The sequence below is a fragment of the Parageobacillus sp. NEAU-HV-2 genome, assembly GCF_059115485.1.
Window position 1 is genome coordinate 26,255 of sequence record NZ_JBXUJJ010000013.1, and the last position, 21,507, is coordinate 47,761.

The window sequence follows — 21,507 nt, forward strand, 5'->3', positions numbered from 1 at the left end:
TTTGGCTATTTCCAATTATGTTTATTCTGCATGATTTGGAAGAAGTTATTATGATTGAAAAATAGATAAAAAAGAATTCAGATGTCATTTATGAAAAATTGCCAAGAAAAATTGCCAACAGAGTAATTAAGCAATTTTCAATGTCAACAGCACAATTTTCTGTTTCGGTATTGGTTATTTTTCTATTTGTTAGCAGTTCTACTTATATGGCAAGTCAATATGTTAATCAAGGTCCATTTGCCAACATTCATTTCTTTACTGTTTGTATAATGATTTTCTTTCTTCATGTATTTACTCATATTGGCCAGTCTATTTTTTTCCGTTCCATTACTCCTGGTGTTATAACATCAATAGTTATCGTTTTTCCATATAGCATAGTATTGTTTCACTCATTATTCGAAAATCAAGTCATAACTTGGGATACTATTTTTGTCAGCTTTCCTTTTTGTTTCTTAGTTTTCCCAATTGTACTTATTGCTCATTGGATTGGAAAAAAAGCCGTATAAAATTCTATATACTTATTGTGCTAACGGGAATCGTAAGTTAAACAAAAATTTCGGATTACTCATTAACGAAATGCGATACTTCAAGAAGGGGATATCGCTTTTTCCCCATGGGAGAACAGAGTTTCTTCCATCATCTGTGGTGCCGCGGAATGCGGCATGGGTGGCTAACAGATGCGATTACTCAACAAGGTAATTTCTTTTTATGTACTGCATTGTTCGTTGCAGACCCAGTTCGAGAGTTACAAGAACAAATGAGAGTACAAAAACCCTATATTGACTGGTTATTGTCTGATGATGGAAAATCAAAGAATACGGAAAAAATCAGAAGAATTTAAGAAACGACCAGCTTTCATCGTAAAATATCCCACGGTAATGTTAACCAAAAATTATAAGTGAGGAGAAGTTGGTCGTCAAAGCCTTACAAAAGGTTCTCAACAGCGAAAAACCGACGGGGTGAGTCATTCACCACTCGTATCGAGGATAAAAAAAGGGTGATATATGTGAAAATGAGAACAGAACAAGAAATGTTGGATTTAATCATAACATTTGCTAAGCAAGATCATCGTATACGTGGAGTACTAATGAACGGTTCTCGTGTTAATCCAAATATAAAAAAAGATATTTTTCAAGATTATGATATTGTATATTTAGTTACCGATGTTGAACCATTTAAAGAGGAAAACTATATTTTACCTCACTTTGGGGAAGTAATGCTTATGGAAAAACCTGAAGATAAAATTTTTCCACCTCCCATCGGCGATGGTCGTTATACATATTTAATGCAATTTATGGATGGAAACCGAATTGATATGCATTTTATTCACATCAGTAAAGTGGATGAACTAATTAAGGATAGTTTGACAAAGGTTTTACTTGACAAAGACCACAATATTCCAGATATCCCACCTCCAAGTGAACAAAGTTATCTTATTAAAAAACCAACGGAAAAATTATATAACGATTGTTGTAATAGTTTTATATGGGGATTAGGATCCCATATTCCAAAAACCATTTGGAGACAAGAATTACCATTGTTAATGCGTTTAATAGATGTTGTTTTACGCGAGCCATTAATTCAAATGCTTGAGTGGCATATAGGAATTAAAACAGATTATAAATACTCGATTGGAAAAGGAGGAAGGCATTTAAAAAAGTTCTTGGAGCCTGAAATTTGGCATGACTTTGAGAAGACATATACAGATGCTAATTATGATAATATTTGGAGTTCATTATTCTTATTTCATGACTTATTCAAAAAAACGGCTGAACATGTTGGACAAGTATATGGTTTTCAGTTTCCTGAAGAAGAATGTAAAAGAGCATTAGAGTTTCTAAAACACGTAAAAGAATTGCCGCAAGACGCAAAATCAATTTTTTAACATATTTACCGAGAAGTCTCCCTTCCTCTAAACGGAGTGAAGGAGGGAGATGAATCGGGAAGTTGTTGATTCCCAAAAACGAACATATGTGCTATAATCAAACCATCCATCAAACAAAGAAAGAAGGGAATGCTCATGCTTCGTGGCCAAAAAGTGTTCTTCCGGGCATCGAAAGCGGATTTGGACCGATTGTATGCCTGCAATCGGGAATCCGCCCGTGTTTGGAATGAATGTCTCCACTTAGCCAAAGAACACTTCCTCCAGCATGGGTGCTGGATTACCAAAAGCGAGCTGCAAAAACAAACGAAAAGAAAGTTCCATCTTCACAGCCAATCGATTCAAGCCGTCTGCCGCAAATACCTCTTCGCAAGACAATCTGCTCACCACGCGATCCAACAAGGACATGCTGCCCGCTACCCCTACAAGAAAAAGAAGTACTTCCCAACGAAATGGGCGAAAGACGGTTTCAAGGTTTACGAAAACGGAAAAATCGAACTGTCGATGGGCATTCATCACGGAAAACGGGAAAAGCCGATCGTCGTGTATGCGTCGCATCTGCCCAAGGGAACGATCAAAGAAATCGAATGCTGCTGGGATCAAGGTCTTTATTTGGCCGTGACGTATGAAGATGGACAAAAGGCAAAAGCGTACAAACCGGGTTTCTCCGTCGGAGTCGATCTTGGGGAAGTGCATACCATAGGTGCGTTTTGCGAAAACGGTCAAGCCCTCCTTATCACCGGAAGAAAAATACGCTCCCTTCACCGGCTGCGGAATAAAAAACTGGCCGAGATCCAGCGCCGTCAATCGAAATGTCAAAAAGGATCACGCCGATGGAAAAAGTATGAGCGGGCGAAACAATACGTGTTATCGAAATCCGAAAGACAGCTGCGGGATGCGCTCCATAAAACGACCAAACAGTTTGTCGACTGGTGCCGTGCCCAATCGGTTTCCGATGTGTATATAGGAAATGTTGAGGGAGTCGAGCGGCACACGCGAAAGAAAAAGCGGGTAAGCCGGAAACAAGCACAGAGACTCTCGAATTGGTCATTCGGGAAAGTGAAGCAGTATCTCACTTATAAGCTGGCTCCACATGGCATTCGCTTGCATGAAATCGAGGAGTCATATACCAGCCAGACATGTCCTGTCTGCCAAAAGAGAAAAAAAGCATCTTCCCGCCAGTTTGTGTGCCGGTGTGGGTATGAGGAGCATCGGGACGTTCATGGAGCGCGAAATATCTTAAGCAAAGCGCTGCATGGTACCTTTGTTCATTGGGACGTGCAAACGAAGCTGACGTATCTACGGATTGCGTAAGCAAGAAGTAGTAGAAGGGTTGGACCGCCCCATCGGTGTGATGCCGATGTTGCTTACTGAACCCATCAAGAAGGCTTCCGATGAATTCGTCGAGTAGAAGGAGACCGCCTTCTTCTACGCAGAAGCTTCTTTGATGGAGATGGTAAGAAACTCCCACCTCTTAACGGAGTGTAGGTGGGAGAGGTTCATGAGGCGAATACTCCGATGATACAACAGCAATGTGGGAAACTGTTTTATCAACGGAAACAGGAGCTTCAGTTACCCAATACTCTTCGAGTAAATATCAAAAGAAATGGCAACATGATAATCCATCTCCATGTGTTTTTCATCTAACAGAAGATACATATTGGAAAACGATTCCGAATGAAAAGGTAAAAATCAAAGGCCGATTGCTTGGTGGTTGTATTGATGTCATTAGACATCTTATTGGTACTCCATATGGCAGAGTACAAGAGTTTAGGAAGAAACATTTTGATAACGAGCCTTTAATATGGTACTTGGAAAACTGCGAGCTAACTACTACCGATTTGCGACGTTCATTAGTTCAAATGAAACTAGCAGGTTGGTTTGATCATTGTTCAGGTATACTATTTGGACGTAGTGCGGCAAACCATCCAGTCGATGATTATACTGTTGAGGATGTATATAAAGACCTCGCTGATGAGCTTCAAATTCCAATTATTTATGATATAGACTGTGGTCATGTACCTCCGCAAATCACATTTATAAATGGAGCGTTTGCGGAAGTGGAAGTTGAAGATGGTAAAGGAGTAATTGTGCAGCATTTTAAGCCGTAATTATTTGAAAAAAGGGAGTTGTGAATGGAATAATTGCAAGACAGCGGATCTTCAGTAAAATCACCAAATAGAAAAATAAAACAGATAGCCACTCTTTTTTAGAGTGGTTATTTTTTATGTAAATGAAAACGTGTGGTTAAACGACAATATAAAAAAAAATAGAACTATGTGCTAAATAATCAATTAAACAAAAAATACACAAACAGCCAAAAAGGGAAGAAAAAACGAAATGTGCTAAGAGTTCTCCTGCATAACGACCAAGAATTCCAGTATACCGACTGCCAATACCATACTAGTACAATATGGGGACTAAAGTTATGGGGCGATTTCCGGTGAACTGTGTACAAATATGAGAACAGCCAAGGCTTTCTTAAAAGCGCTTGGCTGCTTGTTTATCTCTTGTGATTGATTTTTGTACCAGAATCTATTTTAGTTTGCTTTTTTCATCATATACGCTTGCTCTTGGTGTGAATCTTTTCGGCGCTTCGTTCTATAGATAAAATAAATGCTTAAACCTATCATCATCCAAATGCAGAAATACAACCACGTTTCAAACGCAAGACGAGTCATTAAGAAGATACAACACGCAATCGTCAATATTGGCAGATATGGAACAAGCGGAGCCTTAAATCCTCTTTGCAGATTTGGATGTGTTTTGCGCAGTATAATAACGGATAAGGCAACCATCACAAATGTTAACAAAGCGCCAATATTAATTAAGTTGGACAATGCTCTCAAATCAATAAATCCAGCAATTGCCGCTCCGGTAAATCCTGCAATCCATGTCGAAAAAACAGGCGCTTGAGAGTGTGAATGAACTACGGAGAACGGTTTTGGCAGTAAACGATCGCGACTCATAGAGAACAGAACGCGCACGGTTGCGTAAAGATAAACAAATATAACTGTTGTAATGCCGGCAATGGCTCCAACTGATATAACTCCTGCAACAAAATTTTGTCCGACTGCATGAAGGGCAAATGCCATCGCGTCGGAAACATTTAATAAATGATACGGAACCATTCCGGTTAAGACTAAGCTAACAATAACGTATAAAAGAGTGCACACCACTAAAGAAACAATAATGCCGATTGGCAAATCACGCTGCGGTTTTTTCACTTCTTCTGCCGCAGTTGCAACTGCATCAAACCCTAAAAATGCAAAGAACACCGTAGCAGTTCCCGCGAGAACTCCTTTCCATCCAAACGGCATGAATGGATCCCAATTTTCTGGTCTAACATAGAATATTCCGACAATAATAAATAATAAAATGATGGATAATTTGATAGCTACCATCGTATTATTCACTTTCTTGCTTTCCTGCACACCTTTTGACAGCACCCATGTCATCAGTAAAATAATGCAGATAGCCGGCAAGTTCACCATTCCGCCTTGCTGGGGTACTGCGCTTAGCATTTTCGGGATATGCAAATGAAATCCTTCTAACAATGAGCAAAAATACGCAGACCATCCATTTGCCACTGCTGCAACGGACAAAACATAAATTAAAAGTTGTGTCCATCCTGTTAAATACGCAACTACTTCTCCAATTGTCACATACGTGTATGTATAGACACCTCCGGAAACAGGAAGAGTCGATGCTATTTCTGCATAACAAAACGCTACAAATCCACACACCAATGCTGCCAACATGAACGAAAAGATAATCGAAGGACCTGCATCATTTGCTGCCGCGACACCTGTCAACACAAGAATGCCGATCCCAACAATCGCTCCGATACCAAGCAATATTAAATCATAGGCGCCTAATGTTTTCTGCAATGTTTTCTTTTGACTTAACAAATGAGTAATTGACTTTTTTTGAAGTAAATTCATGACGTCTCCTCTCTCTTATGCAAATAGTTTAAAATGCCAAGCAATTTGCTATTATATCATATTTCTACTTTTTTCGACATATTTTTAAAATTTCCTATAATTGACTAATTGACTAATTGACACCAATTAGTTTTTCTATTTGTTTTTATGACAATGGATCATTCAGACTGTTGACAAAATAGGCTTCAAACGAATGTCTGAAGCCTATTTTTATAAAATGGTCAACCAGAAATTCGGTCAATTTTGGATTATGATATCCAATACACGAGAAGCCCCACCTCCAAGCGAAGTGTAGGTGGGAGAGGTTCATGAACCCGTTGATCGATAATGTTTTACTCCGATATGCCATACAAATAGACAAGGAACAATAAAGACGCTTCCCATTACGGGAGTTAACATAGAAAGCACCTCATTTCCTTCACTCTTACCGAGAATATACATGAGTGGGATGTAATTGACAGTACCGAACGGTATGACATAAGTAAAGAATTTCGCAATCCACTTTTGATAAATATTCAGCGGATATTGGGCCATCTCCCTGCCACCATCGGTAAAGATGTTTGTCACTTCAAGGCCTTGAATCGTCCAAAAGCACATGGTCGCTGCAAGGATGTAGATTCCTGTAAAAATCAGTACCCCACTCATCACCATCAGGCAAAGGGTAATCACTTTCATCAGATTCCAGTCGATCGATAGATTCGTTAATGCCCAAATCAAAACGATGATACTTTGCAGCAATCTTCCGAATCTCGTAAACTCAAATTTCGATCCAAGTACTTGAACGACTGTGCTTCTCGGTCGCACAAGCAGACGATCAAATTCACCATTCACGACCAGGCTAGAAAAAGCATCAAATCCCCGCGCGAAGCATTCGCTAATGGAAAATGCCATATGAATGACAGCAAAACAAAGAGCAACTTCAAAAAAATGCCATCCTTTGATTTGGCCGAACCGCTCAAACAAGAAATAAAGACCCGCAAACACAGAAAGCGGGATAAAAAACTGACCGAATGTTAACAGCCAAAACGATGTACGATATTGCATTTGTGATTTAAATAGAATTTGTAAGTATTTAAAATAAAGGCTCAACGGATATTACCCTCCTTGCACGACAACTCTTCGCAACACTTTGTTCATCGCAATTCTTCCCAGCCATACGAGAATCATAAGCCAAACCAACTGTTCGAAGATTCCTATGATCGCTTCATTCTGCGGAATATGTCCTGAATAAACCCGAAATGGAAAATCAGCTGTCAAGCGAAACGGAAGCAAATAGGCAATGTTTTGAAGCCATTCTGGCATAAGAGGGATCGGAATAATCAACCCAGCAAAAAATTCCCCAATTACCCCAAACACCAATAGAGAACCAACAGGGGACATCGTAATAAATACGGAAATATATATAAACATTGAGATCGCAACAAGAAGAAGTAATCCTAAAATTAATGACAGTAGAAATAACACACCTGCTGCAAGATTTGGTGGAATGGTCATTCGGTAAGGTTCAGACAAAAGAAATGCGACAATCAGAATCGGGAAGCATCGGAGTAATGCGCTTGACAACCGCTGAGCAAGAAGCTTTGCATACCAAAATCCGTACATATCACAAGGTCGGCAAAGCTCATAGGCGATATTCCCACTGGTTATAAGATTAAATAGCTCGTTATCACGAAACCATAGCATAATAAATGCTAAAAAAGCTTGCTGTAACCATATGTATGTGATTAATTCCTTTAATGAAATAGGTGGAGTATAAAGAGAATGATCGTAAAACGCTTCAAATATCATAATGTACATAAATCCCCAGAAAAATTGCGTAGCCACTCCAGCCAAAGCCGCAGCCCTATACTGCAAACCATAGAGTAAACGCAACTTTAATACCGAATAATATACTTTCATATTTGATACTCCTTATAAAGCTCAACAATAATTTCTTCAATTGGTCTTGTTTCGATGGCCACATCAATAAGTTCTACCTTATTGGACAATTGTGCGATCACCTCGGAAATCAAGATGGACTCGGTATCGACACTTAAAACAGCACGTTCGGGTGACCAAGAGAGCATGGTTGTCCCTGGTATATGAAAAGGATGGGGATTTTCCTGATACTCGACCGTAATCGTTTTTTGCGTGCCAAATCGTTTGCGCAATTCAGCCAAACTTCCATCGTATAATAATGTTCCTTTTCCAATTAAAATCACCCTTTCCGCTAATGCTTCGATATCACTCATGTCATGAGTCGTAAGGATGATCGTAACGCCTTTTTCTTGGTTTATTTTTTTAATGAACTGGCGGACGGCGATTTTCGACACGGCATCGAGGCCGATCGTCGGCTCATCCAAAAATAAAATTTTCGGACTGTGCAACAGGGAGGCAGCAATTTCACAACGCATGCGTTGTCCTAAGCTTAGCTGGCGGACCGGCGAATTCAAAATGTTTTCAAGCTCGAGCGCTTCAACAAGCAGATGGAGATTATGTCGGTATTCCGCTTGCGAAACTTTATAAATATCCCGTAACAGCTCGAAAGAATCAATCACAGGCACATCCCACCATAACTGTGACCGCTGGCCGAACACGACTCCAATATTCTTCACATATTGCACTCTGTCTTTCCACGGGGTAAATCCCATAATATTGCAATTGCCTTTGTCAGGTACCAAAATACCACTCATTATCTTAATGGTAGTCGATTTCCCAGCACCATTCGGGCCAATATATCCAACAATTTCCCCTGGTTCAATCGAAAAAGAAATATCATTTAGCGCCGGAACAATGGTATGCTCCCGATAAAAAAGTGCTTTCATTGCTTGACGAAGTCCCGAAGCACGCTTGGCAATCTTATAAGACTTACTGATTCCTTCTAATTTAATCAACCTATATTTCCCTCCTAACACGTTGAGTCAAGAGAGAACATCTTAACATCGAGGATTGATTTTTGTCAATAATTTTTTGAATATTAAATATGTATTTCAAAATAACGTTTTGTGATTTAACCATTGAACTAAATCGACACTTCTGCGAACAGATAGATATAAATATCGATATGAGAACCGATTTCAATAGCATCGAGAAGTTTTGCCGATTTGGATGCATACACTTGATGCATAATCGAGTATACATCCACATATAATCCTCGCCGCAAAATAAACCCAATCAATACATATTATCAAACCCCATGGAAACATTAGAAGTAGACGTTGCGAAATGGTGGTGTATGAAAATGTACAGGTTCTTGGTTCTTGCAGTTATATTGCTGTTTCAATTTCCATTGTTCATACATGCAAATGTAGACAATATCAATGATCTAAAAGCAGCTTTTATCCGCGAAGGGAATCTTTGGATTCTCAATAATGGAGAGGAAAAACAAATAACCAAATCAGGTCAAGTATATGCCCCCAAATGGTCCCGCGATGGAAAATGGGTGTTATACCAAAAGCAAGTTCCATCAGAGATACCAAATGAGAAAACAGAATCAGAAATTTGGGCTTACAACATTGAAACCAATGAAACAAAGAAAATATTTGACAATGGATACAATCCGCAATGGGCACCTCATCGAAATATCGTTGCTTTTCAAGATCATAGGACACTTGATATCTCGACATTTAAACAATTTTATAACATAGCATTAGGAGTAAGCAGTTATACATGGTTGCCAGACGGAAGCGGTTTTCTTCTATCATCAAGTGCAGTTCTTCGTCCTGATGGCTGGACGAATCCCATCCTGTTTAAAAAAGAACTTAAAGATGATTGGGATAAAATCAAGCTAATTGGTGAAGTTGAGCCCTTTTTTACGATTCCAAAGGAACTAGGAGAAGGAGACAAAAAAATTATATCGATCAATGCAAATCATTTCGAGTTTTCCCCCAGCAGCAAATGGATATCTTTTATCGTTTCACCGACTGCTTCATCGTCGATGGACAGTAACATGCTCTGTGTAATTTCCTCTGATGGGAAAAACTTTGAAGTGTTAGGTGAGGTGATTTTTGGGGTAGGTTTACCAAAATGGGCACCAACTAAAGATATTTTAGCCTATATTGCAGGAGGGGGGAGAATTGTTTTTGGATTTAAAAACAAAGATTTGAAAGTACGAGAATTTCCAGTTTCAGCATCACTTACTCCGGAAAATTATGCCGAACTAAATTTTACATGGAAAGATGATCAAACGATTATTACTTCAAGAGTGAGGGAAAGCGAATGGTCTAATGATTTTTCAAAACACCCGTTACCATCTCTTTATTTCGTAGATATTAAAAACAACAAACAAATAAAAATAACCGATCCTCCGAAGGGAAAAGGCGATTATGATCCTTATTATATCAAAACCATCGATCAACTCGTCTGGTTTAGATCAGAATCCATCGTTGGAAAAAAGGATCTTTGGGTTGCGAACCCTGATGGGACAAAGGCTAAAGAATGGATGAAAAATGTTGATGCCATTGTGTTTTATGAAAAATGAAGTACAAACTATCAATAACAATCCACTTAGGAGGGGCATTGAATGAGTTCCTCAATAATTGTCTTAATTATTGTTTTGGTTGTTCTTGTTGATTTCTTTTGGCTTGATTTCAATGGAAGATGAAAAGTTGGAGTAAAATCCAAAAGATTATATTCTTTGTATTTTTTATTGTTATTTCACTAGCTATATATTTGGGATTAAGTACAGAATACTTTTAACATATTTACCGAGAAGTCTCCCGCTTCTTAACGAAGTGTAGGTGGGAGAGGTTCATGTTGGAATTTGTACTGTATTTTGGTTGTTACAACGAGGGGCATTAATGGAATAAAAAATAAGGTAAGCAAACATATTAAACACAACTAATATGTGCTTACCCTTAATTATTTTAGGTCTTGATAAACGTCATTTCCAAGTTCCTTATTTATATTATGCTTTAGAACTTACTAAAAGGTCTTGTGCCATTCTTTATCATCTAATGGTACACCTTTTTTAACATAACTAATGGAAATCATTCCATGTTTTAATCCAGCATTCTTTTGAATAAATGATACAATCTCGTTAAAAATTTCTTCATCCTTTTTAGCCGGCTTTCTAGGTACAGATAGGATAATAGTAGGTGCCGCATCGTATTCTTTATAACTACTTGGCTCATTTGGATTAACGTTATATGTTATTCCAGTTCTTTCATCATAATCTACCCACAATTTGTCCAACGCTCCAAGTTTTTGCTCAATATAAGGACGTATATTGTTTTCTAATTCCTTTTCCCACTTCTCCGCAATATAGGAGTCTTCCATCTGTTTTGTTTCTTCATTGTAGTAGACTAAAAACTGTGTATGATCCTTTTTGTTCTCTGCTTTAGCAGCGTAATCAAATGTTGGGAAGTTGCCCATATTATCAAATAGTGTATCATAAATAACAATTTCATCTTTAAATGTATTTTTTATATATTCCTGCGCTTGTATTTTTACCTTTTTCACTTCATCCTCATCTGGCTTCATGCTTTGTACAAATGCGAAAATAAGAAACGCTATACCGAATGAGAATATGCCGAACACGCCGATACCAATTTTTATTTTTTTATTCATAATAATCCTCCATTACATTCTAACGATTTTATTTTTCGCTAAACGCAATCTGTATTCCAATAAACCCTAATAACGAGCCTTTTATAATGTTCATTCGCTTTGCAATAAACGAATTAGCAAGCAAGACATGGCGCAGCTTCTCTGAAAACACGCTGACAGCGACAAAAATTACTAAAGCCTGAACCAGAAAAATCATCCCTAAAATAAACATCTGCAACGTAATATGTCCCATCGATTTATTCACAAATTGAGGCAACAATGCTAAAAAGAACAATGATACTTTTGGATTAAGCAGATTCATGAGAATTCCTTTTTTATATAATGATGGATACTTTAGAGGCTTGTAATGGTTAATAGCAAAGCCTGTTTCTTTTTCCTTAAATGATTGCCATGCTAAATACAGCAAATAAGCTGCGCCCGTATATTTTACGACGGTAAAAGCCAAAGCGGATTGATAAATGATTGCTGAGATCCCAAGCGTTGCAGCCGTGATATGTACAATAAGTCCTGAACAAAGTCCCAGCGCCGTTGCGATTCCCGCTTTTTTATCCTGTGAAATGCTTTGAGCAATCACAAACAGAATATCTGGCCCGGGCATTAACGTCAGCAATATCGCCACTCCTAAAAAAGACATGACTAGTGCGAAATCCATTTACAACACCTCTCTTATGTTCCTCTCTCTAGGGAATGATATTGAACATTAAAAAGCTATATGATCAAACATGACTAAACATTCAATGTATCATATTAGAATAAATACCAAAAATTATAATTCCCCTTGATATATTTTATCAAAACATTTAGATTATTGTGTAGATATTCGATAAGTTGGAATTGGCAAGCTGCATGGAGTGTTGCTGATGCAGTGTTGAATAAATAAACTAACATTTCTTAGGGATTCAAACTAATGTTAGAGGATTTCATTTGTGTAGTAAACAAAGGGAGGGATGGCTTTGGGGAATTTCGAAAAACAATATCTTTCAATCGTAATTGAGCAATTTAAACATTTCAAAGAACGAGCAGAAAAGGCAATTGCACAACTGTCAGAAGAAGAATTACATTGGAAGCCTAATGAAGAATCGAATAATATTGCAATCATAATTAAACATTTAAGTGGCAATATGCATTCCAGATGGGTTGATTTTTTGACGACTGATGGAGAAAAGCCTTATCGAGATAGAGATAGTGAATTTATTGATGATTTCCAAACAAAAGAACAACTCATGCAAAAGTGGGAAGATGGATGGAAATTACTTTTTAATACTATTGAAAATCTGAAAGAAAATGATTTACATAAAACTGTAACTCTAAGACAACAACCTATAAGTGTTCTTCAAGCTATTCAAATTGAAGTAGCCCATATCAGTTACCACTTAGGTCAAATAATTTATATTGGAAAACAAATAAAAGATAAGGAATGGACAATTTTAAGCATCCCTAAAAATGGTTCAAAAGAGTTTAATAAGATGGTTGCAGAAAAAAATTCATACTAAGTCTTGTATAATACGAAGAAGCGGTCTTTGATAGTTCTGTCTGAAAGCCACAGTAGTAAATTGAACATCACGGATACAACTTATTTTATCTGTTGAAGCCGCGGAACAATTCGGTCCATATTTACTGATGCCCTCCCCCCCGGAGTTTATCGAAAGGATTGATAGGATAAAGAAGAAAGGAGAAAGAGAGCTGTACTACTACCGATTGAGAAGAAGCTCTTTGTCTTTTTTTACAAAATCTGCATCAAGATTGATTTCAAAGGTTCGATTTATCGGCGTGTCATTTAATAATAGTCCTTTTGACAATGTTTAGTTCATTACAGAGTTAATGAGCATAAACTGTATTCAATAGCATATTTTCTGAAACATTTTAACGTTATTTCATGTCTAATAAATGTTACAAAACAGGTAAGAAAATCTCCTCACATTTCGGACAAACCTGTTTCAAGCTATTCGATGATCATTTAGGCTCAAGCGATTTGATTGATGGGGCACATTTTGAATTTTTGGAAATGTAATATTTAAGAATCTATGAAAGGATTGGATTCTTCCCAATGTTGGATATGGAGAAAGTATTGTAATGAGTAATTTTTCTTCCAAGAACGAGAGCTTTAATCAAAGACCACAATAAATGCGTTGAAGGAAAGAATCGAATCTAAACGCCAGCGTCTGTCTAAATGACAGGCGTTTTTATTTTGCTCCGGAGTGATGAACGTGAAAAAGCAGAAGAAAAAATGAAAAGAGAAATTGAGCCGTCGGGAACTGATCGACTTGATGGGAATGAATCGTCCGACGTACAAACAAGTCTTTTTTAAATTTTTATATTTTTCTTGACATTAAAGTTACTTTAAGGTGTAACTTTTATTACAAAGGATGTGAATGAGATGAGCGAGTTCATGACGATACAAACTTTTTCCAAAAGGACTGGTATTTCAAAAAGTGCTTTGAGATATTATGAGTCAGAGAATTTACTGAATCCAATCAGAAAGGAAAATGGTTATCGTCTTTATTCCGAAGACCAGATAACAACCGCAAAATTGATTTCAAGCTTGCGCCTAGCCGGTATACCAATAAAAGATATTCAAGTGTATTTAAAAGAAAACGAAATGGTCCGTCAACAAATGATAAAAAATTGGATTAAGACTTTAAAGCAAAAACATCATCTTTTAAGTGTAAGTTTACGTTATTTAGAAAGTTACCAAGAAAGTGGCCAAGTTTACCTGCTAGAAAAAAATGCTGAAAAAATAATATGGTTTGTTGCTGAATCGAATCCCGGTAAATTTGGGAATCATTTTAGACAAAGAAAAAGGGAATTGGAGCGCTTGAACATTCCCATTAATAATGGTTATTTGAGGTATTTATCAGGCAAGGAATCCATTAAAGCGCAAATTGGATTTGGTGTATCTGGCGATGTAGAGATAGAGGGACTATCCGAAATAGACTCTATTGAGATAATGCCTCCATGTCTTTGTATAGCATTGCCGTACACTTCTCCCATAACAGAAATACAAAAAGGATATGCACAATTAATGAATTATGCAATGGAACATGGCTTGATTCCCGCAGGGCCAATTATTGAATGGTATCGCGGGGAACACTTTGAAGATTTGGATTTATTAATGCCTGTTGCGCACATTTCAAAGATGGAAGGGAGAAGCTAAAGTGGGCAGAAGCGAGGAGTTAGTTATACAGGTAATTGAGTTGAAAGGCAGTTATTATCAAATAGGATTTGAACAAGGGCGTCAATTAAAATCTAAAATATTGGCAGATGTAAATGATCTTGATCATTTTAGTAACAAAAAATCCCGAATTTTTAAAGCAAAGAAATTATTAGAAAAGTTCTCGCCTAATTTGTTAAAAGAATTAAGAGGTTTAGCAAAAGGTTTAAATATGTCATTAAACGCAGCAATAGAACGGTATAGTGGTTACGATGTATCATTTCCAGAAATGGGATGTACTACATTAGTACAAGACTCATATTATGTGCGTAACTATGATTTTAGTCCAACATTATATGATGCAAGACTTGTATTTACTCATCCTGTAGATGGTTATGCGAGCGTAGGTTTTAGCCAACAAATTATAGGCAGGCTGGATGGGATGAATGAGAAAGGGCTTGTGATAGGACTGCATTTTGTGAATCATATGCACAACCAAGAAGGATTTATTGCTACAACGATTGTTAGAATGATTCTCGATCAATGTGCTAGCACGGAAGAAGCCATAGAACTCATTACTAAAGTTCCACATGGATTTTGCTACAATTATTCCATTACAGATGTTAGCGGGAATAGCGCCATTGTCGAGGCATCCCCACAACAACAAATAATAAAATATACCCATCCGCTTATATGTACCAATCATTTTGAGGCAGAAGAATTGAAACAGAAAAATAGAGTAGAGATACATGGTTCTATTCAACGTAAACAATATCTTCAAGCATTATTGAAGGAGAAACTAGATCCTTTGTCTGCTTTTCATCACTTTAATAGCGAAAAATCACCTTTATTTTTCGATGATTACAAAAATTATTTTGGTACGTTGCATACGGTTTTATATTCGCCAAAGGATTTGAATGTCATCATCGGTGTAGGAAAAAATAGTAATCCTTTTATCTTTTCTTTTAAAGAATGGTTACAGGGGTCACTGAATCTCCCTAAAACGATAAGTGGGACAATCGCGCAAGGAGAATAACCTTGGACTTGGAATATTCCGCAATTGAAACCAGGTAATTTTCTTCTGTACGATTTTACGATTTAAGGAGAAAACCGCTCATTAACAAGCAAATAAAACAAAAAAGTATGCACTGGACTGCTTTCATTTTAACAGCTTAGTATAAACTCAATAAGGAGTTGGTGCGATTGACAACAAAAATCATTTCTTCAAATGTTTCAAATTTGCAGATTGACCTTTTATTTCTTTGCACGTTCGGGAATCGTTTCTGCAATAAGTTGAATTAGAAATGTGGGGAGGGTGTCCCAAAAGTGATTGCTTTTGGACACCCTCCTTTTTTTACATATGCATATGCATCTGATGAGAATGGTTGCCCCCGATTGATGGATCGAGCATTCCAAAAATCATAGCAATATGAGCCACTACTAAAAATACGCCAACGAAAGTGGAATGATATTTCAACTTTTGTTCCTCGCTCCATCTCCGTCCGATTATGCCTAAATCGATTAGACTTAATCCCAATAACGGAATAACTCCCATTAAATAAAATCCTACCGCAATGATATCAATCCATCCGCGCCATTCCCCATTCAATGTAAATGGAATGACGGCATTGACAAATAAGTAAATAAAAATTCCTAAAAAGTAGACACCAACAATGATGCTGCATATTTTGTTGACTTTACGGATCATTCCATCGAAACGGCGAGTAAAAAGAATTGCCAGCTCCGTTATTGCAATGGTCTCCGCAAGAGCAACAGGAATAGCCATAAATAAAATCAAATTCCAAGGTTGATTCACCGCTAACAGTTCCATGTAATGCGTCATGTTCATCCAATCACCCCTGCATTTTGTTTATACATCCACGTCTATTAACATTAATCACAATTTGTGCATTTTCTTTGGAAAATTTAAGAATATTTTGTGGCAAAATTCACTGAATCTATCCGTGTTTTCAGCAAAGAAAAAATGGTTCTTACATTCTTTTGGTGAATGAAAGGCTTTTTCTGTTTTTTGGAATTTGTTGAAGGTTTTTATAATGTAAATGCTGAATTTTGATTATTAAAGGAAATTGGAGTTACATTGTTTCAATTAACACGAAAGCAGCGCTAATAGGAGTTCCAAATATAAATGAACAGGAGATGATGGAATTTGTCTTTAAAAAATTATGGAGTTCTAAAGGGGAAACCAGTCGACTCTATGATGGGAAGAGGACAAAATCCTCATTATCAAGTTCTTGTCAAGGATGAGGAAGGTATTAAGTATCGAATCGCTATTAATATTAAATCACAATCTTATCCTTCAGAAGTATTATATTTTGTTGGTGAGGATTTTCATTCGGAAGATATTACAAAGTTACCTGACTTAGAGTTTGGTTTTACTCCTATAAAAAATAATAATCCAGACATTGGGCTTGATTATATAAGAGGAAGTTTATTCGATCCTAGAAAAATGATTCCCCTCCCAGCTGATGTAGAGGGTCCAGATAACGATTTGAACGAAAAGATTCAACATTATATTAAGCAAGCTATTGATAAGAAGGCAATCATATACGCTTTTGGAGAGAGATGGGGCCCAGAGCAAAATAAGCCTGATAAGTATTTTGGTTTTTCACCTGGTAATGGTATACATGATATTCATATGAACCAAGGAAATGTGGGGAGATGGAAAAAAGATAACGGGATATGGCAAGATGGGGGGATTCTCATACATTTTGAACAAGAGAAAAGGTGGGTAGCAATTTTTCTAGCTTTCCAATCTCAATCCTGGTGTACAGATGAAAAGGGGAATGCAATCAAACCGGTAGAAGAATGCAACCATAAAAATGTTAATAATCAGTAAACAATGTCTTAATAAAAAATGTTTTCGACTGGACAATACTATCTAAGTTGGCAACAAAAAGTGTTTACTTTTTTAGAGTAAACACTTTTTGTCATATATCCGACCCACGATTAAGTAGATCATCAATGATATGAACGACATCTCTTGCATTAGTAGTAATGACTTTTACGCAAAAGGTTGTTATAAGAAAATTAACATTACCTTAATATCGTTTTTCTTGAAAAACACCGCATAGACGTAATACAATGATATCGATTTTCGATATCGAAAATTGATAATGAAGGGGATCACGATGGAAAATAAAGTGTTACGTAAATTGTTTCTTGGTTTTATTCAAATACACATTTTACATCATGCGAAAAAAGAGCCCATATTTGGTTCATGGATGTTAGAAGAACTAAAGAAACATGGTTATCAGATGAGTGCTGGAACATTGTATCCTTTACTGCACGATATGGAGTTAAACGGTCTATTAGAAAAAGAAGAAAAAAATGTTGAAGGAAAGATTAGAAAATACTACAGAGCAACTGAAAAAGGAAATGAGGTACTTATGAAAGCGAGAGAAAAAGCTTATGAACTATTTAAAGAAATAAAGGATTAACGAGCTTAAATATTTTGGTGAAATAATCGTACACGCTTTGGGTTTGGCGATATTTGTAACATATATCGGAGTAAGAAGATATTATACTATTTATCATTAGGGGGGAATAAGAGATGGACCAAGAAAATGAGATGCAGCGGGAACAAAGAGGTTCTGTTTGGGAAGTATTGAAAACAGCTACTCGACTAGGATTGACGTCTTTTGGTGGGCCTATTGCTCATTTAGGATATTTTCGAGAGGAATATGTGAACCGGCGAAAATGGTTAGATGAAAAAACATATGCTGATTTGGTAGCGCTGTGTCAATTTTTGCCAGGTCCAGCGAGTAGTCAGGTTGGAATGGGGATTGGGTTTATACGAGCCGGTTTTTGGGGCGCTATTGCCGCTTGGATTGGATTTACTCTCCCTTCTGCCATTGCGCTTATTTTGTTTGCCTACTTTTTAAAAGGAACTTCCTTCCGCGAGACAGGCTGGCTCCATGGATTACTGGTTGTGGCAGTTGCTGTAGTCGCTCAAGCGGTGTGGGGCATGGCCAAAAACTTTGCGGCCGATCGGACGCGTGCCACCATTGCAATCGCAGCGGCTATGTTGACTTTAATGATTCCAAGTGTTTTTAGTCAAGTGGGAATCATCGTAAGTGCTGGTATCGTAGGATGGTTTTTGTTCCGAAACACGCCAGATTCAAAACCAGTTCCGATTTCTATCTCGTCTAATAAAAAGGTAGCCAGTACCTTACTCATTTTATTTTTTGCTTTGTTAGGGTTGCTTCCTGTAGTCCGACAGTTCACTGGCTCTAATCTGGTTGCACTCTTTGATAGCTTCTATCGATCTGGCGCTTTGGTATTCGGCGGAGGACATGTTGTGCTTCCCTTGCTACAAGCAGAAGTGGTTCCTACAGGATGGTTAACAGCCAATCAATTTTTAGCTGGGTACGGAGCAGCACAAGCAGTACCCGGGCCATTGTTTACCTTCGCATCGTACTTAGGAATGGCTAGTTTTGGATGGAAAGGAGCTGTAGTGGCAACTCTTGCTATTTTTCTTCCTTCTTTTCTGTTAATCATCGGAGCCCTTCCTTTTTGGAATTGGCTTCGTCATCATCCCCATTTTCAAGCAGCACTGTACGGCATCAATGCAGCGGTTGTGGGCATCTTACTTGCAGCACTATACCATCCTGTATGGACGAAGGCGATTAAAAGCCCGTTAGATTTTTGCCTTGCTTTAGCTGCCTTTGGATTATTAACGGTCTGGAAGTGTCCGCCTTGGATTGTCGTTGTATTTTCCGCCGCCACAGGGGCTCTTCTTTCCTTTGTTTCGTAAAATATCCACCAGCAAAGCCGGATTCGCTTTTAAGGGAACCCGGCTTTTTTCTAAATTTATTCGATCAATTCAATTATATTCTGGGAACAACCTATTGAACGGCTAAAAGAGTTACGGAATTGGTTGAAGCCAAACGGGCTGATTGCCATTACACTCCAGCCTCGCTCCAAGGGGCAACTAATAAAATGGCGCGCCAAGAAGGGGAAAAATTAGTACAGTATCTCAAAGAGGCAGGGTTCTCACCAATTCGACTGGAAGTGAAAAAATGAAGCCGGTTTCATCTGTATGCGCTATCGGTGTTAATCCATCGAGTAAAAGATCCAATGGCAAATAGTTTTTTGGTGCTTACGCAATTTCGGTGATAGGGAGCGGCTCATGGAGAAAATTATTTTTTGGTTCTCTTCATTATTTCAAACGAACGACTATCCGTTTCAGCTCTTCGGAATAAGTGTTAAAGTTTGTCCTTTCTTCGCCATAAAAAGTCTCCTCCCAAGTAGACTCTTAGGAACATCAAATCAGATGTCCTTTTTTTGTTGTCTACTTGTAGGGGAGAATACCACTTCTCGTTAAAGAATGACTTTGAATGAGTACAATTATTACATGTTACACGTCCTGGTATGTAAGTGAATGAATTCTTCATGCATATGCTTTATCTAAGAAGAACCGTGTTTTATTTTATAATTCACTCATCAGTATCGTTAAAGCCATCCCAAAAAATCCAAAAACCATTCCTATGAGCCATCCGATTCCGGGACTTCCTAACCAAGCTCCCAATCCTCCGCCGAGAAACATGCAGCCAACAAACACTAAACCTCCAACGGTCCATTTTCGCTGCTTCATAATTCCCCCCCTTTTTTAATTAAAATATGTAGCTAAATAACCTTTCTTGCACATAATACGTTATAGATATTAGAGTCTCTTAAGGTTATATGAACAAAATATCTCTTCAGCAACCATTTAATTGGGGACGCTTACAAGAGGTATGTAATGAGTATTTCCGTTCGCAGCCAAGTGAAGTGGGAGAAGGAGGGGAGTTGCTTCTTTATACATAAGCGGCAAGGCACTGTTATGGGAGAAGTTATAGTAAAAGAGAGGGAAAATTCCCTCTCTCTACGAACAGCATGAAAAAGAAAGCATGTTTAGTGCGTATTCCTTAATACTGTAATAAACCCATCCAGTATTTGATGACTGATGTTAAACCCTTTTCGGAGATAAAATTTTAGCGCATCGTCATTTCCGTTTGATACAAAAATAAATATGTCCTTGATGGATTCAAATGAACTTAGCCACTCCATCGATTTTTCGAATAAAACGCTGCCAATTCCTTGATTGCGATATCCTTCTTTTATATAAAACTGCGAAAGACAGCCAACATTATCGGTTGGGACAGAATCAAAATCAAAAAATGCTTCACACGGCAAAGTTGCAAAATTATTGGAATAGATTGTTTTTGGAGAAGTATTGCTATATGCATATCCAATAATTTCATTGCCATCTTTCGCTACAATGATGTAGTTCGCTTTAGCTTTTTCGATCGATGGAATCATTCTCGTTTCAAAACACATACCGTCAAACCACTCTGGATGGATCGATGCTTTAGATTTTTGATAGGCCATTAATTCATTGCATAAATCTTTAATACAAGTAATCTCGTCTTCGGAAATCGTTTCATAACGAATACTCATGTTCCAACTTCCTTTCGAAGAGATTAAGTAAAAAATAAGGAGAAAGGTATGCCTCTCCTAGAAAAAAATTTGTGAGCAGTTCAGAAACAGATGTCGTTGAGGCTCAGTAACTACCCGTCACCTGCGCTTCGCCTAGAGGTGGGGGCTTTAAGCGACTTGTATGTTTTCGCCGAACGATAAGCAACATACAAGAACTCTTTACGCTTCCCTTCGTTCCGAAGGAGTTCGTTCTACCATAATGATAGCACATATATTCGCTATCACCAACCGAAGTTCATCTTGATGAGCTAACAGTAAATGTCTTTTTTCAAGTCGTATCAAAACGATATGAACAGGGCTCAATGATTCTCACATCGAATAAATTCTATATCGCTCGAATAGGGGAAAGTATTCGGTAACGATTTATCAACGACTACGATTTTAGATCACGCCATTACTTCTAAAAACATTAAAAACAAGATTATGAAGGAATCCCAAGCGTATTTGAATTTCATCAGCCCCGTAGTGGTCCAAGGTATTGGGAG

The 21,507-nt window shown here is 37.6% G+C and carries 21 protein-coding genes and 1 pseudogene; 12 read left to right on the top strand and 10 right to left on the bottom strand.

Going from position 1 to position 21,507, the window contains the following annotated elements:
• Positions 1-140 precede the first annotated feature (140 nt).
• From AC1WMD_RS16250 to AC1WMD_RS16265, 4 genes and pseudogenes are all read left to right on the top strand, one after another.
• Positions 141-506, top strand: coding sequence for an HXXEE domain-containing protein (locus AC1WMD_RS16250; protein WP_494258012.1), 366 nt, complete (start codon positions 141-143; stop codon positions 504-506).
• Positions 507-1,012: 506 nt separating this feature from the next.
• Complete coding sequence (locus tag AC1WMD_RS16255; RefSeq protein WP_494258013.1) at positions 1,013-1,885, top strand: aminoglycoside 6-adenylyltransferase; 873 nt, start codon at positions 1,013-1,015, stop codon at positions 1,883-1,885.
• Positions 1,886-2,020: 135 nt separating this feature from the next.
• Complete coding sequence (locus AC1WMD_RS16260) at positions 2,021-3,196, top strand: RNA-guided endonuclease InsQ/TnpB family protein (protein WP_494258014.1); 1,176 nt, start codon at positions 2,021-2,023, stop codon at positions 3,194-3,196.
• A gap of 191 nt (positions 3,197-3,387) precedes the next feature.
• Positions 3,388-3,993 (top strand): annotated as a pseudogene (locus AC1WMD_RS16265) (S66 peptidase family protein); the annotation flags it as partial.
• A gap of 429 nt (positions 3,994-4,422) precedes the next feature.
• Here the strand turns inward: AC1WMD_RS16265 and AC1WMD_RS16270 are convergent.
• From AC1WMD_RS16270 to AC1WMD_RS16290, 5 genes are all read right to left on the bottom strand, one after another.
• A complete protein-coding gene (locus AC1WMD_RS16270; protein ID WP_494258015.1) occupies positions 4,423-5,826 on the bottom strand; it encodes an amino acid permease in 1,404 nt (467 codons plus the stop codon).
• Positions 5,827-6,132: 306 nt separating this feature from the next.
• Positions 6,133-6,915 carry an ABC transporter permease gene (locus AC1WMD_RS16275; protein ID WP_494258016.1) on the bottom strand — a complete coding sequence of 261 codons (783 nt, stop codon included), beginning with the start codon at positions 6,913-6,915 and terminating at the stop codon, positions 6,133-6,135.
• A 6-nt stretch (positions 6,916-6,921) separates the two neighbouring features.
• Positions 6,922-7,725, bottom strand: a complete 804-nt coding sequence (locus tag AC1WMD_RS16280; protein ID WP_494258017.1) for an ABC transporter permease — start codon at positions 7,723-7,725, stop codon at positions 6,922-6,924.
• The gene (locus AC1WMD_RS16285) at positions 7,722-8,699 is read right to left on the bottom strand and encodes an ABC transporter ATP-binding protein (protein ID WP_494258018.1); all 978 of its coding nucleotides are present in this window, start codon (positions 8,697-8,699) and stop codon (positions 7,722-7,724) included. Before AC1WMD_RS16285 ends, AC1WMD_RS16280 begins: the two co-directional genes overlap by 4 nt.
• A gap of 128 nt (positions 8,700-8,827) precedes the next feature.
• Positions 8,828-8,950 carry a hypothetical protein gene (locus AC1WMD_RS16290; protein ID WP_494258019.1) on the bottom strand — a complete coding sequence of 41 codons (123 nt, stop codon included), beginning with the start codon at positions 8,948-8,950 and terminating at the stop codon, positions 8,828-8,830.
• A 96-nt stretch (positions 8,951-9,046) separates the two neighbouring features.
• On the opposite strand from AC1WMD_RS16290, the gene AC1WMD_RS16295 reads away from it, so the two are divergent.
• Entirely contained in the window at positions 9,047-10,285 is a 1,239-nt protein-coding gene (locus AC1WMD_RS16295) for a TolB family protein (RefSeq protein ID WP_494258020.1), read from the top strand.
• 443 nt (positions 10,286-10,728) lie between these two features.
• On the opposite strand, the gene AC1WMD_RS16300 is transcribed toward AC1WMD_RS16295, so the two are convergent.
• Positions 10,729-11,373 (bottom strand): hypothetical protein, encoded by a 645-nt coding sequence (locus tag AC1WMD_RS16300; RefSeq protein ID WP_494258021.1) that lies wholly within the window; start codon positions 11,371-11,373, stop codon positions 10,729-10,731.
• A 28-nt stretch (positions 11,374-11,401) separates the two neighbouring features.
• Complete coding sequence (locus AC1WMD_RS16305; protein ID WP_494258022.1) at positions 11,402-12,025, bottom strand: LysE family translocator; 624 nt, start codon at positions 12,023-12,025, stop codon at positions 11,402-11,404.
• A 295-nt stretch (positions 12,026-12,320) separates the two neighbouring features.
• On the opposite strand from AC1WMD_RS16305, the gene AC1WMD_RS16310 reads away from it, so the two are divergent.
• The 3 genes from AC1WMD_RS16310 (at position 12,321) to AC1WMD_RS16320 (ending at position 15,560) form a co-directional block, all read left to right on the top strand.
• Positions 12,321-12,866 (top strand): DUF1572 family protein, encoded by a 546-nt coding sequence (locus AC1WMD_RS16310; protein WP_494258023.1) that lies wholly within the window; start codon positions 12,321-12,323, stop codon positions 12,864-12,866.
• 884 nt (positions 12,867-13,750) lie between these two features.
• Positions 13,751-14,527 carry a MerR family transcriptional regulator gene (locus tag AC1WMD_RS16315; RefSeq protein ID WP_494258024.1) on the top strand — a complete coding sequence of 259 codons (777 nt, stop codon included), beginning with the start codon at positions 13,751-13,753 and terminating at the stop codon, positions 14,525-14,527.
• 1 nt (position 14,528) lies between these two features.
• Complete coding sequence (locus tag AC1WMD_RS16320) at positions 14,529-15,560, top strand: C45 family autoproteolytic acyltransferase/hydrolase (RefSeq protein ID WP_494258025.1); 1,032 nt, start codon at positions 14,529-14,531, stop codon at positions 15,558-15,560.
• Positions 15,561-15,878: 318 nt separating this feature from the next.
• On the opposite strand, the gene AC1WMD_RS16325 is transcribed toward AC1WMD_RS16320, so the two are convergent.
• On the bottom strand, positions 15,879-16,373 hold the full coding sequence (locus AC1WMD_RS16325; protein ID WP_494258026.1) for a DUF6803 family protein: 495 nt from the start codon (positions 16,371-16,373) through the stop codon (positions 15,879-15,881).
• A 318-nt stretch (positions 16,374-16,691) separates the two neighbouring features.
• Here AC1WMD_RS16325 and AC1WMD_RS16330 point away from each other — a divergent pair, with 318 nt between their 5' ends.
• The 3 genes from AC1WMD_RS16330 (at position 16,692) to chrA (ending at position 19,298) form a co-directional block, all read left to right on the top strand.
• Entirely contained in the window at positions 16,692-17,381 is a 690-nt protein-coding gene (locus AC1WMD_RS16330; RefSeq protein WP_043904785.1) for a DUF2278 family protein, read from the top strand.
• A 292-nt stretch (positions 17,382-17,673) separates the two neighbouring features.
• Positions 17,674-17,982: a PadR family transcriptional regulator gene (locus AC1WMD_RS16335; protein ID WP_043904784.1), complete on the top strand. Its 309-nt coding sequence runs from the start codon at positions 17,674-17,676 to the stop codon at positions 17,980-17,982.
• Positions 17,983-18,095: 113 nt separating this feature from the next.
• Entirely contained in the window at positions 18,096-19,298 is a 1,203-nt protein-coding gene (gene chrA / locus AC1WMD_RS16340; protein ID WP_043904783.1) for a chromate efflux transporter, read from the top strand.
• Positions 19,299-19,973: 675 nt separating this feature from the next.
• Here the strand turns inward: chrA and AC1WMD_RS16345 are convergent.
• Both AC1WMD_RS16345 and AC1WMD_RS16350 read right to left on the bottom strand, forming a co-directional pair.
• Entirely contained in the window at positions 19,974-20,138 is a 165-nt protein-coding gene (locus AC1WMD_RS16345; RefSeq protein ID WP_043904782.1) for a hypothetical protein, read from the bottom strand.
• Between the two features lie 299 nt (positions 20,139-20,437).
• A complete protein-coding gene (locus AC1WMD_RS16350; protein ID WP_494258027.1) occupies positions 20,438-20,983 on the bottom strand; it encodes a GNAT family N-acetyltransferase in 546 nt (181 codons plus the stop codon).
• A 248-nt stretch (positions 20,984-21,231) separates the two neighbouring features.
• Between AC1WMD_RS16350 and AC1WMD_RS16355 the strand changes: the two genes are divergently transcribed.
• Positions 21,232-21,381, top strand: a complete 150-nt coding sequence (locus tag AC1WMD_RS16355; RefSeq protein ID WP_260676158.1) for an ATP-binding protein — start codon at positions 21,232-21,234, stop codon at positions 21,379-21,381.
• Positions 21,382-21,507: the final 126 nt, after the last annotated feature.

Excerpts from the sequence above, each read along its gene's own strand:
- AC1WMD_RS16250 (WP_494258012.1), top strand. The coding sequence starts at position 141 with ATGTCAACAGCACAATTTTCTGTTTCGGTATTGGTTATTTTTCTATTT.
- AC1WMD_RS16255 (WP_494258013.1), top strand. The coding sequence starts at position 1,013 with ATGAGAACAGAACAAGAAATGTTGGATTTAATCATAACATTTGCTAAG.
- AC1WMD_RS16260 (WP_494258014.1), top strand. The coding sequence starts at position 2,021 with ATGCTTCGTGGCCAAAAAGTGTTCTTCCGGGCATCGAAAGCGGATTTG.
- AC1WMD_RS16270 (WP_494258015.1), bottom strand. The coding sequence starts at position 5,826 with ATGAATTTACTTCAAAAAAAGTCAATTACTCATTTGTTAAGTCAAAAG.
- AC1WMD_RS16280 (WP_494258017.1), bottom strand. The coding sequence starts at position 7,725 with ATGAAAGTATATTATTCGGTATTAAAGTTGCGTTTACTCTATGGTTTG.
- AC1WMD_RS16295 (WP_494258020.1), top strand. The coding sequence starts at position 9,047 with ATGTACAGGTTCTTGGTTCTTGCAGTTATATTGCTGTTTCAATTTCCA.
- AC1WMD_RS16300 (WP_494258021.1), bottom strand. The coding sequence starts at position 11,373 with ATGAATAAAAAAATAAAAATTGGTATCGGCGTGTTCGGCATATTCTCA.
- AC1WMD_RS16305 (WP_494258022.1), bottom strand. The coding sequence starts at position 12,025 with ATGGATTTCGCACTAGTCATGTCTTTTTTAGGAGTGGCGATATTGCTG.
- AC1WMD_RS16310 (WP_494258023.1), top strand. The coding sequence starts at position 12,321 with ATGGCTTTGGGGAATTTCGAAAAACAATATCTTTCAATCGTAATTGAG.
- AC1WMD_RS16315 (WP_494258024.1), top strand. The coding sequence starts at position 13,751 with ATGAGCGAGTTCATGACGATACAAACTTTTTCCAAAAGGACTGGTATT.
- AC1WMD_RS16325 (WP_494258026.1), bottom strand. The coding sequence starts at position 16,373 with ATGAACATGACGCATTACATGGAACTGTTAGCGGTGAATCAACCTTGG.
- AC1WMD_RS16335 (WP_043904784.1), top strand. The coding sequence starts at position 17,674 with ATGGAAAATAAAGTGTTACGTAAATTGTTTCTTGGTTTTATTCAAATA.
- chrA (WP_043904783.1), top strand. The coding sequence starts at position 18,096 with ATGGACCAAGAAAATGAGATGCAGCGGGAACAAAGAGGTTCTGTTTGG.
- AC1WMD_RS16345 (WP_043904782.1), bottom strand. The coding sequence starts at position 20,138 with ATGAAGCAGCGAAAATGGACCGTTGGAGGTTTAGTGTTTGTTGGCTGC.
- AC1WMD_RS16350 (WP_494258027.1), bottom strand. The coding sequence starts at position 20,983 with ATGAGTATTCGTTATGAAACGATTTCCGAAGACGAGATTACTTGTATT.